The sequence below is a fragment of the Bacteroides difficilis genome (assembly GCF_048319815.1).
Classification (GTDB): domain Bacteria; phylum Bacteroidota; class Bacteroidia; order Bacteroidales; family Bacteroidaceae; genus Bacteroides; species Bacteroides zhangwenhongii.
This window is the reverse complement of sequence record NZ_CP182814.1, coordinates 4647635-4668806: the sequence shown is the minus strand read 5'-3', so window position 1 is coordinate 4668806 and position 21172 is coordinate 4647635. Positions and strand designations below refer to the sequence as shown.

Below are 21172 nucleotides of genomic sequence, written 5' to 3'. Positions count from 1 at the left end.
TATTGGGCCTTGGTATGGATTTATAACTTCATTTGCCGTTCTTTCTCATCATCCACCACAGCCATCATTCCTTCTACTTGTGCAAGAGCCAGCATACGTCCGTGAAAAGAATATCCCGGGTTGTAGCCTTTATCTTCATCTCCCAGCATCATTCGTCCGTGATCTACACGCATCGGTAATCCCGGATTCTCATTTTCGAAGATACGGATAAGGTCAATCAGATGTCCTCTTCCCGTAAGATGGGAGCTTTCAATGAAGTTTCCACCTTGCATGGCAGCTGTGCTGCGCAGATGTACGAAATGAGTTCTTTTCGCAAATTTCTTAGCCAACTCACGTGTATCGTTATGTTCGCCTGCACTCAAAGAGCCTGCACAGAAAGTCAATCCATTATGAAGATTATCTACGGCATTCAGGAACCATTCAATATCATTTTCATTGGTAACGATACGTGGTAAACCTAATACCTGGAATGGAGGGTCATCCGGATGTACGCACATATTAACTCCATATTCTTCGCATACAGGCATGATTGCAGATAAGAAGTAACGCATATTTTCACGCAAAGCATCCCGGTCTATATCTTTGTACAAAGCAAGTAACCGCTTGAAGATGGAAACCGGATTCTTATCTCCTTCTTTGATATTGCCATTAACAAAACCTTGAGTCTTGACAATGATCGTATCAATCAGAGCGTCTTTTTCTGCTTCTGTGATAACCTTATCTAGCTCGGCAACTTTCTGAAGTTCTTTTTCAGTGTAATCTTTTTCAGCTCCTTCACGTTCCAAGATTCGGATATCGAAATAAGCAAAGCGGATATGGTCGTAATACAGGGAACTGGTACCATCTGGCCAAGGGTGTTGCAAGTCTGTACGTATCCAGTCAATAACGGGCATGAAGTTGTAACATACTGTCTTTATACCGCATTTGCCCAAATTGGCAAGGCTTATTTTGTAGTTTTCAATTAACTGTTCACGTTCCGCTCCTGCGTATTTGATTGCTTCGCATACAGGAAGACTTTCCACTACCGACCAACGTAAACCATAAGATTCGATGTATGATTTCAAATCGTTAATAGCTTCTACTGTCCATATTTCACCATTCGGTACATCATGCAGGGCAGTGACAATCCCTTCTACCCCTATTTGTCGGAGCATCGGCAAGGTTATCTTATCCTTTTTGCCGAACCATCTCCAAGTCTTTTCCATCATAGTCTTTCTTTTTATAACAGGCTATTATTTATTGCTTAAACTCCGCTGAATGCACTGAAACCACCATCAATAGGTAACATTGCTCCGGTTACGAAGCTAGCGGCTTCACTACACAGGAAATGCACTGCACCATTCAACTCTTTGATGTCGCCGAAACGTTTCATTGGGGTTTTAGCCAATACTTTCTTGCTTCTATCTGTTAATGAACCATCTGGGTTGATGAGTACACGACGGTTTTGGTCGCCGATGAAGAAGCCCGGTGCAATAGCGTTTACACGGATACCATCACCGTATTTAAGTGCCATTTCGCTTGCCAGCCATTGAGTGAAATTGGCTACGGCAGTTTTTGCAGCCGAATATCCCGGTACGCGGGTGATAGCGCTGTATGCTGCCATTGAGGATACATTAATGATACATCCTTTGCCTTGTTTTGCCATTACTTTACCGAATATCATAGATGGATAGACTGTCCCGTTCATATTCAGATTAGTCACTTTTTCCCAGCAAGAGATATCCATATCATAGAAGTGCTGATCCGGCTCAAGAGTAGCTCCCTGCATATTGCCACCGGCAATGTTCAATAGAATATCGATCTGTCCCCATTTGGCTACGATTTCTTTGGCTACTTTCTCCAGGCTGGCGATGTCAAGTACATTACCGATGATACCGATTACATCGTCACCGTATTGCTTAAGTTCAGCCACACGGTTGTCCAGTTGCTCCTGACGAATGTCAATAGCTACTACTTTTGCTCCCTGCTGTACAAAGTGTTGGGCAATATTTCCACCCAGTACACCACCTGCTCCGGTAATAACAGCAACTTTACCGGCAATACTAAATAATTCGTTCATGGTTTCTATTAAATGTTTTTATGAATGGATGCAAAAATAGTGGGTTTTTATACATGCTATGATGCGTATTTTTGCAAGATATTTACCTATCTTTGCAAAAGCAGTTTAGAAAGGAGATTTATGAAGAAGATAATGAATGAGAAGTTGACTATTACGACTTCCAATCCCGTCCGTGCCCGCTTTTATGAATATCCGCGTTTCACGTATCCGTGGCATTTTCATAGTGAGTATGAAATTATTTATGTGGAGAAGGGAGAGGGGGATTGTCTGGTGGGTGACAGCATTATCGCCTATTCAAAAGGTGATTTGATTCTTTTCGGTTCCGAACTGCCTCATAGTATGCAAAGTCCACCGGACGACGGGGAAGAATCTGATAACGAAGAAAAATCCGAACTGAAAGTAAGAGGAGTCAATATTCAGTTTGAGAAAGACTTTATGCATTATTCTATTTCTCAATACTCCCAGTTTGTTCCTATCAGGAATTTATTGGAGGATGCTTGCAGAGGAATAAAATTCACAATTACCCGTTCGGGGAAAATCATTAAGTTATTGAAACAGATTCCTTCTGCTAAAGGAGCAGATCAAATTATCCTGTTGCTTTCACTTTTACAGATGATGGCTATCAGCAATCATAAGAAATATCTGACTACTTCTCATTATACTCCGTCCCCTTCGATTATGCGTAATGAAAGAATGGAAAAGGTGATTGCCTATTTGAATAAACATTATACCGAGTCTATCGGTCTGGATGAAATTGCTTCTTATACAGCGATGAACCCTACTGCTTTCTGCCGATACTTTAAAGAAAATACAGGAAAGACATTCAAAGAGTATGTACTTGATATGCGTATCGGATATGCTTGTAAACTATTGAATAGTAGTATGATGAATATATCTCAAATCAGTGCTACTTGCGGATTTGAATCACCTGTACATTTTAACCGCATCTTTAAAAGGGTGACAGGAATGACACCGACTTTATATAGAGAGCAGATGGAATAAGCTTTTCAGGCAATAAACATTTGAGTATAATTTCTTCCTCGTTCGTATATAATAGGAAAGATGAATAAACATGAACGTAAATAGAATGAAGAAAAGAATTTTGCTTTTGTTGTTGGTGATACCGGCATTGGTAAAAGCGCAAGATGTGATGACAGAAACCCGTCAGGAACTGACGTCTCCTGATGGAGCTTATCGTTTTACCTTTTATCAACGTGCGGTGGGAGAGGATAATGCACAAATGTATTATACCTTGACTTATAAAAATCGTCCGGTGATTGAAGAAAGTAAATTGGGAGTTTTGATTGAGAATCAACTGTTTGAGTCGGCGTTGGGAGTTCCGAATGATACTTGTCATTTTTGGTGTGAAAATCTGAAGTTGACTGGGACTGAACAACGAAAGGCGGATGAAACATGGAAGGCCGTATATGGCGAACGTGCGGAGGTTCGTGATTGCTACAATGAGATGACTTTAAAATTCAAAAAGGGAGAAGGGAATGGCAATCAGGATGGTGGTTATGATAAGCGTAAGAATTACTTTATGAACATTATTGTTCGTGCTTATAATGAAGGAATTGCTTTTCGCTATCATTTTCCGGAAACGACAAATGGACTTTTCTTACATATCGTCGGTGAGCAGACTAGCTTCACAATGCCTGAAGGAACGATGGCATATTACGAACGTTGGGCACAAGGACCTTGCGTACTTCGTCCGTTGGAAGGATGGGGCAAAGAGGAGAGTGAGCGTCCTTTGACCTTGAAACTGCCTGATGGATTATCTGTAGCTTTGTTGGAAGCGGAAATGGTGGATTATGTTCGTGGTAAATTCCGTTTATCGGCAGAGAAACCTTCCACTTTGGAGACAAGCCTGTATAGTAGTGTCGATATTATTTCTCCTTACAGTACTCCGTGGCGTGTAATCATGGTTGGCGAACGTCCGGTCGATTTAATTAATAATAATGATATTGTCTTGAATCTGAATCCGGCTTGCAAACTGGCTGATACTTCTTGGATCAAACCCGGGAAAGTATTCCGTTCGGGCGACTTGAAACATGATAGAGTAAAAGCAGCCATTGACTTTGCGGCAGAACGTGGTATTCAGTATGTGCACATGGATGCAGGATGGTACGGACCGGAAATGAAAATGAGTTCGGACGCTACTACTGTTTCTCCTGATAAAGACCTTGATATACCCGCTTTGTGTAAATATGCCGAATCGAAAGGAATCGGACTTATGGTGTATGTCAATCAGCGTGCATTAGTGCAGCAGTTGGATACTCTGTTGCCTTTGTATAAAAAATGGGGACTGAAAGGTGTCAAGTTCGGTTTTGTACAGATAGGTAATCAGCGTTGGAGTACTTGGCTGCATGATGCAGTTCGTAAATGTGGAGAATATGGTCTGATGGTAGATATTCATGACGAATATCGTCCGACAGGTTTCAGCCGTACTTATCCTAACCTGATGACGCAGGAGGGTATTCGTGGAAATGAAGAAATGCCGGATGCCACACACAATACGATTCTTCCTTTTACCCGCTATCTGGCAGGTGCAGGAGACTATACGCTTTGCTATTTCAATAATCGGGTGAAGAATACGAAAGCACATCAGTTGGCGATGGCAGCTGTGTATTACAGTCCTTTGCAATTTATGTTTTGGTATGACAGACCGGAATTCTACCAGGGAGAAGAAGAACTGGAATTTTGGAAAGCAATCCCGAGTGTATGGGATGACAGCCGCGCGTTAGATGGAGAAATTGGTGAATATATCGTTCAAGCACGTCGTTCGGGGAATGACTGGTTTGTAGGAGCAATGACGAATACGGAAGCCCGCACAATTACATTGACTACGGATTTTCTGGAACCGGGTAAGAAGTATATGCTTCACCTGTACGAAGATGATGACAAGCTGAAGACACGGACGAAAGTACGCAGTACTCATAAGAAGATAAAAACCGGAGATAAGCTTGTTTTGAAGCTAAAATCAAGTGGCGGAGCCGCATTGCATTTCACTCCACTGGAAAAATAAATTAGTTGTTTATAGATAAATGCAACTATAATAAATGCAATTATAAGAAGCATTATGAATAAATATTTTCTTGTTGTTTTGTTATCTCTGTTCATGCAGACTACCCGAGTTGCAGCAGCTCCCTGGCAGTGGTCCGTAGAAATAAAAGAGCTGATTTCAGAAGAGACAAACGCCCATCCTTCTGCCTATCTATGGATACCGGAAAACTGCAAACAAGTCCGTGCCGTCATCATTGGGCAACATAATATGACCGAAGAGACAATTTTCGAGCATCCTGAATTTCGGAAGAATATGGGTAAACTGGGAATTGCAGAGATATGGATCACTCCCGGAATAGACCAACGCTGGGACGTGACAAAAGGTACCCAGCAAATCTTTGAAACAATGATGAAGAACTTGTCTGAAATAAGCGGATATGCAGAACTGGAGTTCGCTCCGGTCATCCCTATCGGACACTCGGCAATGGCTACTTATCCGTGGAACTTTGCCGCCTGGAATCCCGAACGTACATTGGCTGTACTCTCTATTCACGGTGATTCTCCCAGAACTCATTTGACAGGTTACGGGCGTGCGAATTTGGATTGGGGAACCCGTACGATTGAAGGTATCCCTTCATTAATGGTAATGGGAGAGGACGAATGGTGGGAAGACCGGTTGATAACCTCTTTCGATTATCGTCGTGAATATCCGAATGCTCCCCTTTCATTTCTTGCTGATGCAGGACATGGACATTTCGACATATCCGATGAATTGATTGATTATCTTTCTCTTTTTCTAAAAAAGGCAGTGGAATACCGGTTGCCGAAACATTCGTCATCGGATATTCCGGTTCAGTTAATTCCGGTAGAAGCAAAGAATGGCTGGCTGGCAGACCGTTGGCGAAAGAATGAAAAACCTACAGCCGAAGCCGCTTCCTATGATAAGTATGAAGGAGACAAGCACCATGCATTTTGGTATTTTGATAAGGAAATGGCAGATGCCACAGAAAAATATTACGCTAATGAGCGTGGAAAGACAGAACAGTATATCGGCTTTGAGCAAAAAGGAAAACTGATAACTTTCAATCCGAAATCCCATGTACGTATGTCTCCTTCTTTTCAACCTGAAGCGGATGGAGTCACTTTCCACTTGAAAGCAGTGTACACCGATACGTTAAGGAACGAATATTCAAAAGAACACAGTACACGTCCCATTCGAATGTCGAGAATTTGCGGTCCGGTGGAAGTGGTGAATGATACAACTTTTACTGTTCGTTTCTATCGGATGGGATTGGATAATCCAAAACGTACAGGAGGCATCTGTCTGATGGCTTCCGTAAAACAGGATCATAAATACCGGAGTGCCGTTCAGCAGGTAGAGATTCGTATTCCTTACCGGAATAAGGAAGGGATACCCCAACGTATAATTTTCCCGAAACTATCCGATGTAAAGGCTTCAGTGAAAGAAATAAGTTTAAAAGGAACTGCTGACTCCGGCCTTCCGGTTTACTATTATGTAAAAGAAGGGCCGGCAGAGATAAAGAGGGATAAACTGGTATTGACTAAAATTCCCCCGCGTGCAAAATTTCCGGTAAAGGTGACAGTGGTAGCCTGGCAATATGGGCGTAGCGGAGAACCTAAAGTGCAGACTGCTGAAGCAGTAGAGCAGAGCTTTTATATTACCGCCCGTTAGTTTGACAAAGAGATTGTTCAAGGAATCAGAGTACTAATTCCTTGAACAATCTTTCCAAAGTCTTATCTAAATCAGTAGAAAGTCCCGGATGTGGGCGAGATACTTGTATGCAGGAACTTTTTACTGCAGTCAGCCAACGAAATCTGTCAGGAATATCCATATTGGCTATGGCTCCTCCTTCTTTATTTCCCATGCATATCTTGTCAAAGACCTGTAACCCTTCTTTCAGGCAGTTAATATCCAGTTCGGAAGAAAACAGTTTTAGTTTGTTCTCATCTATCGTATAGAGGGATTTCAGGTATTTGGCTTGTTTGGAAAACAACACAATCCCCATATTGATAAACTCCTCCCGTTCTACTTTAGGAACGAAACGGATGACTGCGTATTCATATAAGTGCCTTTCTTGCATTTTGCGCTTCATTTACAAATGTTTCGGAATGCTTAATCCTTTCTTCTAAGAATCGAATATAAATGTCTCTCAAATCCTGTGGAGTTTCTGTGCCTTCTGTCCAGTTTAACCAGTCATCGGGAATAGCATTGACTATCTCACGGATTTTATCAGAAGTTAATATCTGCCTGAATTCAATATCTACCTCTTCCAGTTTATCGGCAAACGGCAATAATACATGGTCTTTTATCTGTACAAAAGGAACCAGTGCCTGTTTTTGCCAGTTAGTCCAGGAATGGTGGAAATAAAGGGATGCCCCATGATCTATCAACCATAGTTCTTTGTGCCATATCAACATATTGGTGTTTTTAATGGTACGGTCTACGTTAGTCAGCAAGGCATCCAGCCATACTACTTGCGAAGCCGTTTTTCCATCTACTTGATGTACTATCGGATCAAAAGTCAACGAACCGGAAAGGAAATGCAATCCCATATTCAGTCCGCGACTCCATTGAAGTAGATCCTGTATCTCTTCGTCTGCTTCCGTTCGTCCGAAGGCCTCGTCCAGATTCAGAAAAACTATTTCGGGGACTCTGAAACCCAGTGCACGGGCTATCTCTCCACCAATCAGTTCGGCAATCAGTGCTTTTGTTCCGTGGCCTGCCCCCCTGAATTTGACTACATACTTAAATTCATCGTCAGCTTCGGCTAAAGCGGGCAATGAGCCTCCCTCTCGCAGAGGAAGAATATATCTTGTAACATTTGCCGTACGTAAATCCATGTAGCTCCTTTCTTTGATTTGGGGAATAAAGATAGGACGTTTCAGATGAATTTTATAAGAAAGTGGGCTTTAAATTAAAGAATTGTAGCTTAATTAAATAATTTTGTGGCTTTGAGTGTTTAAGGCACCTTGTTCGTATCTTATAGATAAAAGATAGAAATAATATGAATAAGAAAGTTTTAGTTACGGTAATCTTGTTTGGTTCATTGACAGTATCGGGTATAGTGTCAGCTCAATCTGTATATCCCGGACAACATCAGGGAAAGTTGAAAAAGGAAACAGTCGCTCCCCTTCAGGCGGAAAGTTTTGATTTGAAAGATGTTCGCCTGTTGCCAAGTCGTTTCCGTGATAATATGCTTCGGGATTCTGCTTGGATGACGTCAATAGATGTGAATCGTCTGCTACATAGCTTCCGTACCAATGCCGGTGTATTTGCCGGACGTGAGGGCGGATATATGACAGTGAAGAAACTGGGTGGTTGGGAATCTTTGGATTGCGAACTTCGCGGACATACTACCGGACACATGCTCTCGGCACTTGGTTTGATGTACGCAGCTACCGGCAGTGAGATATTCAAACTGAAAGGCGATAGCTTGGTTAACGGATTGGAAGAAGTGCAGAATGCACTGAAAAACGGATATTTGAGTGCCTGGCCCGAGGAACTGATAAACCGGAATATTCAGGGAAAAGGTGTATGGGCTCCCTGGTATACTCTGCACAAACTTTTCTCCGGACTGATAGATCAGTATCTGTATGCGGATAATAAGAAAGCATTGACTATCGTCACCCGAATGGGCGATTGGGCATACAATAAATTGAAACCCCTTAGTGAAGAAACACGTAAACTTATGATCCGCAATGAATTTGGCGGTATCAATGAATCATTCTATAATTTATACTCAATAACGGGAGACGAACGTTATCGCTGGCTGGCGGAATATTTCTACCACAATGACGTAATCGACCCTTTGAAAGAACTTCGCGATGACTTGGGAACGAAGCATACCAATACTTTCATCCCGAAAGTGATAGCTGAAGCCCGCAACTACGAATTAACCCACAACGAGACAAGTAGGAAACTTTCGGAATTCTTCTGGCACACCATGATTGACCATCATACTTTTGCTCCGGGATGCAGCAGTGACAAAGAACACTACTTTGATCCGAAGAAGTTATCTCAACATCTGACCGGCTATACCGGAGAAACTTGTTGTACCTATAATATGCTCAAACTTAGCCGCCATCTTTTCTGCTGGACGGGCGATTCATCTATTGCAGATTATTACGAAAGGGCATTGTATAATCACATCTTGGGACAACAAGACCCTGAAACAGGTATGGTAGCTTATTTTCTGCCTTTGCTTTCCGGGTCTCATAAACTGTATAGCACAAAAGAGAACTCTTTCTGGTGCTGCGTAGGTAGCGGATTTGAGAATCATGCAAAGTTTGGAGAAGCCATCTACTACCATAACAATCAGGGAATATATGTAAATCTATTTATCCCTTCACAGGTAACCTGGAAAGAAAAAGGACTGACAATCCGTCAGGAAACGGAATTCCCACAGGAAGAAACAACGCGTTTTACTCTCCGTACAGAAAATCCTGTTCGTACCACCATTTATCTGCGCTATCCTTCGTGGAGCAAGGATATAAAAGTGTTGGTGAATGATAAGAGAATATCTGTAAAACAGAAACCTGGTTCTTATATTGCCATTACCCGTGAATGGAAAGGTGGCGACCAAATCTCGGCTACTTATCCGATGCAAATCAAATTGGAGACTACCCCGGATAACCCGAACAAGGCAGCTCTGTTATATGGTCCATTGGTATTGGCAGGAGAACGGGGGACTGAAGGTATGCAAGCACCTGCTCCTTTCTCAAATCCGGCTCTTTATAATGATTATTATACCTATAATTTTCATGTCCCAGCACATTTGCGTACCTCTTTGAAACTAGATAAGAAACACCCTGAACGTGCCTTGCAACGTGTAGGAAGTGATTTGAAGTTTACGACAGAACAAGGAGATGTGATTCGTCCGTTATACGATTTGCATCACCAGCGCTATGTCGTATATTGGGATTTACAATCAGAAAAATAGATAGTAAACAACGATATGAAGAATCGTTTATTAATTGCCGTTTTTGTAAGTGTCTGCTTTTTGTCCGGTTCTTGCAAAATATCATCCGGTCAGGGAAGTCAGTATGACTTCTCTTCTTTGGATTCTGTTATCCAAGGATGGGTAGACAAGGGATATTACCCCGGAGCATCCATTTGTGTAGTGAAGAATGATACCGTCATTTTCCAGAAGAACTATCGAGACTATACGCCCGATACAAAAGTATATGTCGCTTCTGCCGGGAAATGGGTAGCGGCTGCTGTCATTGGCGCAGTGGTAGACCGTACTGATTTGGGATGGGATGATCCGGTAGAAAAATGGTTGCCGGAATTTAAAGACGATGCTAAAGGTAAGATTCCTCTCCGGCAATTATTATCCCATACATCAGGAGTACGTCCATATCTTCCCGAGCCCCGTGTAGATAACTATAATCATTTGGATTCGGCAGTCACTGAAATTCTTCCTTTGGATACAGTCTTTACTCCCGGCACTCGTTTTGAATATGGTGGACTTGCCATGCAAATTGCCGGAAGAATGGCAGAAGTGGCGATGGGAAAGGAGTTTGAAACTCTTTTCCAGGAATTGCTGGCACAACCTTTGGAGATGAAGAACTCTCATTTTACCCCAATCAATACGGATGGCGGACATGCACCTATGTTAGGGGGCGGACTGTGTACTACCTTGAATGATTATCTTCATTTCCTGTCTATGATTTATCACGATGGAATGTATAATGGCAAGCAGATTATATCAGCAGAAACAATAAAGGAGATGCAGGCCGACCAAGTGAAAGATGCCATCATCCCTTCGCATGACTCGGATAATTATGTAGCGAAAGGACTGGGACAATCCCACAATGGAATCTACGGATTGGGAGAATGGCGTGAATTAATAGATAAAAAGACAGGTGAAGCTTATCAGATAAGTTCACCGGGATGGGCTGGTGCTTATCCGTGGATAAATAAACACGATAAGGTTTACGGATTCTTCATTTCTCATGTAACAGGTTCTTCTGCTAAAGAAGACGGTTTCTCTTCTTTCTTCGGCAGCCCTGTCATTTCACGGACTGTTTCAGAAATACTGAAAGGCAAGCCATTGGTTGTCAAACAAGGACGTATCAGTGTAGGAAACGGCTCTCTATACTATGAAGAAGCCGGTCAGGGTGAACCGATAATTTTTGTTCACGGTCATTCGCTCGACCATCGTATGTGGGATGAACAATTTTCTGTGTTTGCGAAAAAGTATCATGTCATTCGCTATGATTTAAGAGGATACGGCATTTCTTCTGCCCAAACAGAAGATTATCAATTTATGCATGTTGAAGATTTAGTTACTTTAATGGACTCTTTACATATCTCAAAAGCGCATATTGTCGGGCTTTCTTTGGGTGGATTTATCACTGCTGATATGTTGGCGTATTTCCCAGACCGGATGTTATCAGCTTTTTTAGCCAGTGGAAATATCCGGAAATCGAAAGGTCCCAGTGAGCCGATGACTAAAGAAGAAGCAAAGGTGCGTGATGAAGAAATAGCTGCCCTGAAAAAGAAAGGAGTGGAGGTGATGAAGAAAGAGTGGTTTGAAGGATTAATGAAATCCGGTGGAAGTCAACGTGATCGGATGCATGCGCCTTTGTGGCAGATGATTGACGAATGGGGTGCATGGCAACCGCTACACAAAGAAGTACGGGTAGTAGCAGGGCTGGATGCTATTGAAAAATTAAAGAAGAGTCACCCTGCCGTACCTGCCTTAATTGTAGAAGGTCATTCTTCTGATAACAAATTCTTAAAAAATCCTCCCATATTGGAATATCTACCTAATGGAAAGCTGAAGGTCATAGAGGATTGCGGGCACATGATGAATATGGAGCGACCGGAGGAATTCAATGCAGCTTTAGCAGAATTTTTAATCAATATTAAACAGTAAAATAAAAGCAATAAATATCATGAAACAAATAGTTCTATGTCTGATCGGAATATTATTTGCATCGTTTGTATCTGCACAAAAGATAAATCATCCTTCGCTTTTGTACACCCCTCAACGTATTCAGCAGGTAAAACAACGTATGCAGAATGAACCGAAATTGCAGGAAGCCTGGGAAGATATTCAGAAAACTGCGGATGAAGCCTTACAGAAGAAAGATTTCAACCGGTTGGATTATTTATCGTTGGCCTATCTGATGACGGATAATAAAGAGTATGCAGATGTAATCAAAGAGATCCTTTCGAAAGCTGTGGAAGCTGAATCCTGGGGAGATATGGAAATGATGGCACGTATTCCTGCCTGGCGTTCGCAACTGGGCATGGCACATAAGAGTTTTCTTTCTGCCATAGGCTATGATGCGGCTTATAACGTAATGTCTTCTTCGGAAAGAAAAAAGATTGCCGAAGGCTTGAAACGATTGGCTGTAGAACCTGCATTGGGCGACTGGCTGCTGGAACCTACCCGTATTCATTCTTTGAATTCTATGGGACATAACTGGTGGACTTCCTGTGTATGCCAGGGTGGAATATTAGCATTAAGCCTACAGAATGAACTTCCCGAAGTAAAAGATTGGGTGGAGCAACTTCATGAATCACTTCCCGAATGGTTTGACTTTGCAGGCGATGCCTTGCAACAGAAAGCAAAGAGCTTTGATGAGGCCGGAGGAATGTATGAAAGTCTGAATTATGCAAACTTTGGTATTCAGGAAGCTCTATTGTTTCGGATCGCTTGGATAAACACTCATCCGGGACAAAATCCCGGTGATATACCCCAATTGGCAAAACTTCCGAACTACTTTTCTCAAGTATGCTATCCCCGTATAGGTATGCTGCATAGTTTGAATTTTGGTGATAGTCATAAGAACGTATCAGCAGAATCCAGTATGATGTTATTGTATGCATTGGGACTGAAAGACCCGACTATTCTGTGGTATATAGCCCAAGTAGAGCAAGGACAGCATCGCGATGGATTTTTTCTGAATCGTCCGATGGGTTTTCTCTATACCCCTGATTTGAATAAAGCCCCCGTAACTCCCGATTTGAAAACCTCACAATTATTCTCGGATTTCGGTTGGGCTACTATGCGTACTTCATGGGAAAAGGATGCTACGATGCTTGCTGTGAAAAGCGGTCATACGTGGAATCATTCCCATGCGGATGCCAACTCCTTTATTGTTTTTCATAAAGGCGTTGATATTATCAAGGATGGAGGAAACTGCTGGTATCCCAATCCGAATTATCGCAACTATTTCTTCCAAAGCCAGGCACATAATGTAGTCCTGTTCAACGGGGAGGGACAACCTCGTGAACAACAGTATAGCGGCTCTACTTTGCGAGGAAATCTTTATCATCTCTTGGATGCAGGCAATGTGAAATATGTTTTGGCCAATGGAACAGGACCTGTCTCTAATAATTTCAGCCGTAACTTCCGTCATTTCCTGTGGATGGATAATGTGATTTATATGATCGATGATTTGAAGACACATAAGGTAGGACAGTTTGAATGGTTATGGCATACCAATGGAACCTATAAGAAATCGGGCATTGACGTAAATGTGACAAATGGAAATTCTTCAGTAGTCATTCGTCCTTTATATCCCCGCATGCTGGCTAAGTCCGATTTTGTGCACGACTATCCCGAAGATTTATATTGGGAAGAAATAGAAGCTCCTACGGAAGATCTGAAAGGAACCGAAAAATATTATTCATTCCATTTACCAGCCGAGGTGAATCGTGTGAAAGGACTGACAGCTATTATTCTGAAAGATGCTCCCGATGAAAAAGACCTGCCTCAAATGGAAAGACGTGAAGGGCAGGACTGGATAGGGCTTCGTATCCGTCATAAAGGTAAAATTACCGATTTATATATCAACCAACTGGCAGACGGAAGATTAATGCACAGTAATTCATGGATTATGCCCGACGGCTGGATGACAGATGCTTATATGTTTGCAGTCTCTTACCCGGAAGGTACTGAAGCAAAGGATGCTAAGGACTTCTTCATTGCCTACGGAAGTGCATTGAGACGGGATAATGAAACCTACTTCTCCTCATTGGCTAAACTATTTGTTATTCAGAAAGCAGAAGATAAGAAACTTAATCTTTGGATAGACGGACAGCCGAAGATAAATACCACTTTTAGAAGCACAAAGAAGCCTGTGTCTGTAGAAGTGAATGATAAGAAAATCCCGGTAGTTTATCAGAAATCGCAGGTAAAGGTGAAACTTTAAATAAGTATATCCGGGATAGATTCTATCTTTTTAAAGAGAGTAAGTTCCTTGTTTTTTGTGCAAACCTATATAAAATCCGAGATATTTTATGTAGGTTTGCATTGTTTCGTTAAATATGAATCCTCTATGCATAATCTAATACGACATATAGTAAAGGCTTTAGTTACTCTTTGTCTGCTACTCATAAGTATGCCTATTTATCCGATTTCTTACTCTTTTCGCAGCATTTCCGAAACAGACGGACTTTCCGACCTGATGGTCAGCTCTTTTTATAAAGATTCATTAGGCTATATCTGGATTGGCACGGCAAGTTCTGTTGAACGTTTTGACGGAGTCCATTTGAAACATTATCCTATATTAGGGAATAATGAAAAACAAAAATGGGTGAATGTAATAACAGAGACGGCTGGTAATAGGATATGGATAGGAAATGATATGGGATTGTGGACGGTTCATAAGGAAACAGAAAAACTGGAACCCTTTAGTCCGGAGACTATTAATTGTGGTGTTCGTGCCCTTTTACCAACTCGGGATGGAGGATTGTATATAGGTAGTGAAAAAGGATTATTTATCTATCGAAATAATCAATTGGAGCGACTGACAGTAAGTTCCGACATCTTATCGGCAGAAAATTTCATCGTTGCATTGAATTTGGATGAAAATGGAGCTTTATGGATTCTTACCAAAGGTGGATTACATTCCATGAATATTTCAAACCGGAAAATAACCTCTTATCCATACAAGCAGGGATTCTCCTATAGAAATATGACACGTATCGGCCAAAAGCTCTATTTAGGAACAATGGATCATGGGTTGCTATGTTTTGATAGCTCGACGGGTGAGTTTAAAGAAAATATTATTGACTTGGGTTGTAATGTTATCATGTCTCTCTCCAGTGATGAAAAGAATTTGTTGTATATAGGCACTGATGGAAACGGGGTACATTTTGTTTCTGCGAATAACATGAAGATTGTTCGTACCTTTTGTTACGAATCGGGAAATAAACAGGCGATCCGTTCCAATTCTGTCTATGCATTATTGGTTGATAGGGAAGGAGTGATTTGGATTGGTTTTTATCAGCTAGGCTTGGATTATACACTATATCAGAGCGGATTATTTTCTACCTATGCCTATCTTCCTTATTTCGACTCCAAAGAGATGCCTGTTCGTGCAATAGCTGTTTCGAAAGACGAGAAACTGATAGGTTCGCGCAATGGACTTTTCTATATAGACGAAAAGAAACAGCGGTTTAAAAGTTTTAAGGTTCCCGAATTACGTTCCAATATGATCTTGTGTATTTATGCTTTTGAAGGAAAGTATTACATAGGTACTTATGGTGGCGGTATATATATCCTCAATCCTTCCACGTTGACTTTATCCGATTTTGAAACAGCAGACCTAAAATCAACTCCATTCCTGAAAGGACATGTGTTTTGCATAAAATCGGATGATGAAGGAAGTTTGTGGATGGCGACGTCTATGGGACTTTACTGTTATAGAGATGGAAAGCAAATCCGGCATTATACTACCGAAAATTCGAAATTACCGGGAGAAAATGTATATGATATATGTTTTGATTCCACTCGTAAAGGATGGATTTGTACAGAGAACGGTTTATGCATTTGGGATCCATCAACCAATAGTTTGAAGTCGGATATGTTTCCTGAAGGGTTTATTCATAAAGATAAAATCCGGACAGTATACGAAGATTCTAATCATGAGCTTTATTTCCTTCCGGATAAAGGTGCTATTTTTATATCTGATTTGTCGATGAATCATTTTCGGAGAATGCAGTCGGGCACTCCTTTGGATGGAAAGGATGCAATGTTTATTATAGAAGATCATGAAGGTTGGTTGTGGATTGGTACTAATTTGGGCTTATATCGTTATGATAAGAAAGATAATTTTATTCCCTATAATTTCGTAGATGGCTTGCCCAGTTCTATATTTATTACTTGTTTCCCTGTGATAGATGAAGAGGGTACGATGTGGTTCGGCAATTCGAAAGGTATGATTTATCTGACCTCGGAACAAAACGGCAGAAAAGCAAAATGGCATTATCCGGTTGCTATTACCGATGTATTAGTGAATGGAAAGCAATCGGTTTATGCTAAGATGAGTAGAGAAAATAACGTGTATAAAATAAAATTGGAAGCAGATCAGCGTAATCTGACAATCCGTTTCTCTGGGTTCACTTATTCGGAGCCTGCATATATGTCTTATAAATGTAAGATGGAAGGGATAGATAGCGACTGGCAATTATTGAGTGGACAATCTGAAATAACGTATTATGACTTATCATCCGGCAATTATCAGTTTAGAATTCATCGGGTGGATGATCCGGAGTCAGAAATTTGCCTGATGGTGACTATTGCTCCTCGTTTCAATGCTGTTATGTGGAGTGTGACTGTTTTAGTGATATTGATAATAACCTTGGCTTATATATATTATCGCCGGAGAATGAAACGAAACAACCTGATTCAGTCGAAGGAAAAACAGCAACCGGTAATAGAAGAAAAATATAGAAAGAGTAATGTGACTGAAGAAGAATGTAGGCGCTTGGCTGGCGAACTGGAACTTCTAATGCAAAGGGATCGACTATATGTTAATCCAAATCTGAAAATAGCAGATTTGGCTGCAATATTGAATGTTTCCACTTATACATTATCCTATTTATTCAATCAATATTTGGATAAAAACTATTATGACTATTTGAATGACTATCGCATAGAGGAGTTTAAGCGTTTGGTTGATAAAGATGAATATTCTAAATATACGTTGACAGCTTTAGCCGAACTATGTGGTTTTAGTTCGCGCACCTCCTTCTTTCGCTATTTTAAAAAGGTTATTGGAATTACTCCGAATGAATATATTCGAAGTATCGGAAAGACCAATGAAGAATAATATACCTATGTACCTTTCATTTTAAACTTTAGATTGATAAATATCTCTTTAGAGTCTCAAATAATAAATTGAGACTCTATGGAATTGAGAGTTAACTACTTGATAATTAGGGTGTGTGATGATCGTTTGCTCTCCGCCAATAGGACGGAATTTATCTCTTTCTTTTTGAATATCCGTTTTCATATTTACCTTCTATATTTGCCAACGTAATGATAAACAAAAATCTAAGCAATGGAAAATATAGATATGTCATCCGTACAGCTGATTACTGATTCTTATCAGAATTACCATCGTTCCGTTTACTTGTATATCTTATATAAGATAGGAAAAGATGAAGACGCGAAAGATCTGGCCCAAGATGTATTTTTACGTTTGATGGATTATAAGCAAATGTTGCGACCGGAAACAGTAAAGTACTTTATCTTCTCTATTTGTCGGAATCTGGTTACTGATTATTTGCGTCGTCATTATAAAATGCAGGAAATCACGTCCTATTTTTTAGATCAGATTCCTACCTCTACCAATGATGTAGAGAGTCAGATAATAGCCAATGATATATCTACATGTGAGCAGAACAGGGTTCTTCGGCTTCCTGCACAACGGAGGAAAATTTATGCGATGAGCCGTTTCGGTCATAAATCATCAGCAGATATTTCCGCTTGTCTCGGGTTATCTGTCCGTACAGTAGAAAATCATTTGTTTATCAGCCGGAAAGAAATCCGCGAATATATCCAACAGTGTATCTAATATTAGAATAAATAGTATAAATGTTAGTTTTAAATTTTATGTATATGAAAAAAAATCTCTTCAGATTTTCATCGAGAAGGATTCTATTCTCCACGGTGATAGCCTCTGCTCTTCTAGCAAGTGGTTCGCAGACTGTCTTTGCAGATGCTGGGGAAGTACAAGCCGTATTACAGGCTGGTGCAATCAAAGGAAAAATTGTGGACTCTAATGGCGAACCTGTCATTGGCGCCAATGTCAAAGTGAAAGGTACCACTAATGGGACAATAACCGATATAGATGGAAATTTTGCTTTGAATAATGTATCGGGCGGTACTTTGACTATCTCTTTTATAGGTTATAAGACATTGGAAATTCCCGTAAAAGGCACGAATTTGGCACGTATTGTCATGCACGAAGATACAGAAGTATTGGATGAAGTCGTAGTAGTCGGTTATGGTACAATGAAAAAAGAATCATTGACCGGTTCGGTAGCCGTAGTAGACCAGAAAATATTTAAAGACAAAGGTACAGTAGCCAATCCACTCCAGGCAATGCAGGGACAAGTGCCTGGTATTCGCATCACCCGTTCTTCAGCTGCTCCGGGAGAAGAAGGATGGAATGTATCCGTTCGTGGTGCTGTTTCAAAGAATTCTACCGAGCCACTTGTGATAATTGATGGTGTACCGGCTGATGGAACAGGAGTTTTGGCACAGCTAAATGCCTCGGATATTGAATCCATTAACTTTCTGAAAGATGCATCTGCAGCAATTTATGGTTCAAAAGCAGCGGGTGGTGTTATATTAGTTACGACCAAAAAGCCTGATGCGGGAAAAGCAAAAATTGAGTATAGCGGTTCTTACACACGCAAAATTGTTGGTTTACAACCCAAATTGATGGGATATGACGAATGGACAGATGCTGTTATACAGGCTGTAAAGAATGATCCGGAATCAACTTCTGATGCTTGGATACAATATGCTACTATGGCTAAGGAATTAAAAGGACAATATTTAGATTTGTTGAATGGACAGAATCCTTCCCAGCCTATGCCGGGATATTTTGCCGGAGTACCAGATCTGGTTTTCATGGATGTCGATTGGAATGATGTTCTATGGGGAGGGGCTAATTCCACTCAACACGATTTAAGTATTTCCGGAGGAACAGAGAAAGCGAACTACCGTTTATCGTTAGGATATTTATATGATGGGAGTACTTTGAAATGTGGAAATAACTCTAACGAACGCTATAATGTACGTTTATCTAATAATTTTAAAGTTACGGATCGTTTTAATATAACTTCTGTGATATCGGCCAGTCGCCAAAATCAGGTAGCTCCGACGATGCTTAGTTCAGTAGTTTCAACATTGCCTCTTCATCCGGGATTTCCTGTTGCTACAATTGATGGGAAACCTTATCAATGGGGATCTGAATATGCTCCTAACTGGTTGGCGGAGTTGGGAGGAGATAATAAGCTGCTGGTAACATCTTTGAATATCAATGAAACATTCAAATATGAGTTTATGAAAGGGCTGAATTTGACTGCAACTTTGGGATATGCCACTAATGATGCAATCAGAGATGAACAATACTTATCAATAGAATGGTATAGTTACAATGGTAATAAATTGAATACTGATAGTAATCCTTATCCTACTTCGTCAGAAAGTTCTTATACTAAGAGTACAGCAAAAACAGATAATTATACGGCTTCTGCCTATTTAACTTACACAAAAAACTGGAGAGGCGTTCATGATTTCAGTGCGATGTTAGGAACACAATACGATCGTAAGTCTTATCAATACAGTGCGACAAAGGCAAAAGATATCCAGCCCTCTTTGGAAGTATTGAATGGTAGTGGAGAAGTAAGCATAAATAAGGTTGAAAAGTATGAAGAGGCTTTAATGTCTTATTTTTCCCGTCTTAACTACAATTATAAAGGTAAGTATCTTGTGGAAGCTAATGCACGTTATGACGGTTCGTCTAAATTTCAGCCGGAAAATCGTTGGAGTTTTTTCTATGGTTTTTCTGGAGGATGGAGACTTACGGAAGAGTCTTTTATGGCTCCGGTGAAAAATGTTTTGGATGAGTTGAAACTGAAGGTCTCTTATGGAGAAGTAGGTAATCAAAGTGGTATTTCCCGTTTTGATGGAATACAGTTATATGATTATCATTCTGCCGGAGGTGTGTACATTGGCGATGGACGTATTTCTTATGTTGCTGCTTCCGGAACACTGGTGAGCAAAGACAGGACATGGGAGCGGATTCATAATTATAACATTGGATTGGATTTCTCCACTTTAAACAATCGTCTTTCCGGGTCCATTGATTTTTATATGAAGAAAAATAACAATATGTTGATAGAACGTCTTTATCCTGGTGTATTAGGTGGAAAGGCTCCATCAGGTAACGATGGAAAATTTGAGAGTAAAGGATATGATGGTACTATAAACTGGAAAGATCGGGTTCGGGATTTTTCTTACCATGTGGGAGTTACCTTTAGTTATATGACTAATACGCTGAAAAGTGGTGGAACAGACGTTATTTCGGCCGGATATAATGGATCGGTAAACGGATATCCGTTGAACTCTATATTTGGGTATCAATATGTTGGTAAAATACAGAATGAAGAACAACTCAAGAAATATAAAGAAAAATACCTAGGGACTAATACCGTTAGTTTACCTTCTGTAATACGTTTGGGAGATAATATGTATCAGGACGTAAACGGAGATGGACGATTAACACAGGATGATTTAGTTTATCTGGGTTCTGATGATCCAAAAGTTTCTTACTCTTTTAATTTGGGTTTTGAGTGGAAAGGTCTCGATTTCTCGGCAGATTTTCAGGGGGTAGCCAAACGGACAGTATTTCGTGAAGCAGACGCATATAAAGTGCCGTTTAGAACCGTCTACCGGAATACTTCTGACTATACATTGGGAAATACTTGGAGTCCGGAAACTCCAAATAACCGTTATCCGGCTTATACTACTAATTCGAGAATTAATACTTATAATTATATGGCTTCTTCCTGGTCTGTAGAAAATGGTTCCTATCTCCGTTTGAAGAATATAGTTGTAGGATATACCTTGCCCTCATCTGTGTATAAGAAGCTAAACAATGTAATCAGTAATATGAGAATTTATGTATCAGGTGCGGATCTTTGGGAAGTATCGAAGATTAATGACGGATGGGATCCGGAAACTACTCGTACAGTGAAAGGTGGTAGAGAACGTTACCCATTTAATAGAACGTTTACGGTAGGTTTAAATGCAACTTTTTAATTTTATACGA

13 protein-coding genes are annotated in these 21172 nt (G+C 40.6%); 9 read left to right on the top strand and 4 right to left on the bottom strand.

The features are described 5' to 3' along the window. Positions 1-20: 20 nt before the first annotated feature. Both uxuA and ACNOGP_RS18365 read right to left on the bottom strand, forming a co-directional pair. On the bottom strand, positions 21-1208 hold the full coding sequence (gene uxuA / locus ACNOGP_RS18370; RefSeq protein ID WP_418213451.1) for a mannonate dehydratase: 1188 nt from the start codon (positions 1206-1208) through the stop codon (positions 21-23). A 35-nt stretch (positions 1209-1243) separates the two neighbouring features. Then, entirely contained in the window at positions 1244-2059 is an 816-nt protein-coding gene (locus ACNOGP_RS18365; RefSeq protein ID WP_418213450.1) for an SDR family oxidoreductase, read from the bottom strand. 120 nt (positions 2060-2179) lie between these two features. Between ACNOGP_RS18365 and ACNOGP_RS18360 the strand changes: the two genes are divergently transcribed. From ACNOGP_RS18360 to ACNOGP_RS18350, 3 genes are all read left to right on the top strand, one after another. Beyond that, the gene (locus ACNOGP_RS18360; protein ID WP_418213449.1) at positions 2180-3061 is read left to right on the top strand and encodes an AraC family transcriptional regulator; all 882 of its coding nucleotides are present in this window, start codon (positions 2180-2182) and stop codon (positions 3059-3061) included. A gap of 70 nt (positions 3062-3131) precedes the next feature. After that, complete coding sequence (locus ACNOGP_RS18355) at positions 3132-5084, top strand: glycoside hydrolase family 97 catalytic domain-containing protein (RefSeq protein ID WP_418213448.1); 1953 nt, start codon at positions 3132-3134, stop codon at positions 5082-5084. 54 nt (positions 5085-5138) lie between these two features. After that, on the top strand, positions 5139-6755 hold the full coding sequence (locus tag ACNOGP_RS18350; RefSeq protein WP_418213447.1) for an alpha/beta fold hydrolase: 1617 nt from the start codon (positions 5139-5141) through the stop codon (positions 6753-6755). A 25-nt stretch (positions 6756-6780) separates the two neighbouring features. On the opposite strand, the gene ACNOGP_RS18345 is transcribed toward ACNOGP_RS18350, so the two are convergent. Both ACNOGP_RS18345 and ACNOGP_RS18340 read right to left on the bottom strand, forming a co-directional pair. Then, positions 6781-7164 carry a DUF3037 domain-containing protein gene (locus ACNOGP_RS18345; protein WP_418213446.1) on the bottom strand — a complete coding sequence of 128 codons (384 nt, stop codon included), beginning with the start codon at positions 7162-7164 and terminating at the stop codon, positions 6781-6783. Continuing rightward, positions 7142-7924 (bottom strand): HipA family kinase, encoded by a 783-nt coding sequence (locus tag ACNOGP_RS18340; protein WP_117935110.1) that lies wholly within the window; start codon positions 7922-7924, stop codon positions 7142-7144. The genes ACNOGP_RS18345 and ACNOGP_RS18340 overlap by 23 nt, the downstream gene beginning before the upstream one ends. Before the next feature lie 164 nt (positions 7925-8088). Here ACNOGP_RS18340 and ACNOGP_RS18335 point away from each other — a divergent pair, with 164 nt between their 5' ends. The 6 genes from ACNOGP_RS18335 to ACNOGP_RS18310 all read left to right on the top strand — a co-directional run bounded on the left by ACNOGP_RS18335 (position 8089) and on the right by ACNOGP_RS18310 (position 21162). Then, the gene (locus tag ACNOGP_RS18335) at positions 8089-10023 is read left to right on the top strand and encodes a glycoside hydrolase family 127 protein (RefSeq protein WP_418213445.1); all 1935 of its coding nucleotides are present in this window, start codon (positions 8089-8091) and stop codon (positions 10021-10023) included. Positions 10024-10038: 15 nt separating this feature from the next. Then, entirely contained in the window at positions 10039-11964 is a 1926-nt protein-coding gene (locus ACNOGP_RS18330; protein ID WP_418213444.1) for an alpha/beta fold hydrolase, read from the top strand. Positions 11965-11983: 19 nt separating this feature from the next. After that, a complete protein-coding gene (locus tag ACNOGP_RS18325; RefSeq protein ID WP_418213443.1) occupies positions 11984-14251 on the top strand; it encodes a heparinase II/III domain-containing protein in 2268 nt (755 codons plus the stop codon). Positions 14252-14377: 126 nt separating this feature from the next. Further along, a complete protein-coding gene (locus ACNOGP_RS18320) occupies positions 14378-17155 on the top strand; it encodes a two-component regulator propeller domain-containing protein (RefSeq protein ID WP_418213442.1) in 2778 nt (925 codons plus the stop codon). A gap of 231 nt (positions 17156-17386) precedes the next feature. Beyond that, positions 17387-17902 carry a sigma-70 family RNA polymerase sigma factor gene (locus ACNOGP_RS18315; protein WP_272701792.1) on the top strand — a complete coding sequence of 172 codons (516 nt, stop codon included), beginning with the start codon at positions 17387-17389 and terminating at the stop codon, positions 17900-17902. Between the two features lie 44 nt (positions 17903-17946). Continuing rightward, positions 17947-21162, top strand: coding sequence for a SusC/RagA family TonB-linked outer membrane protein (locus tag ACNOGP_RS18310; RefSeq protein ID WP_418213441.1), 3216 nt, complete (start codon positions 17947-17949; stop codon positions 21160-21162). Positions 21163-21172 lie beyond the last annotated feature (10 nt).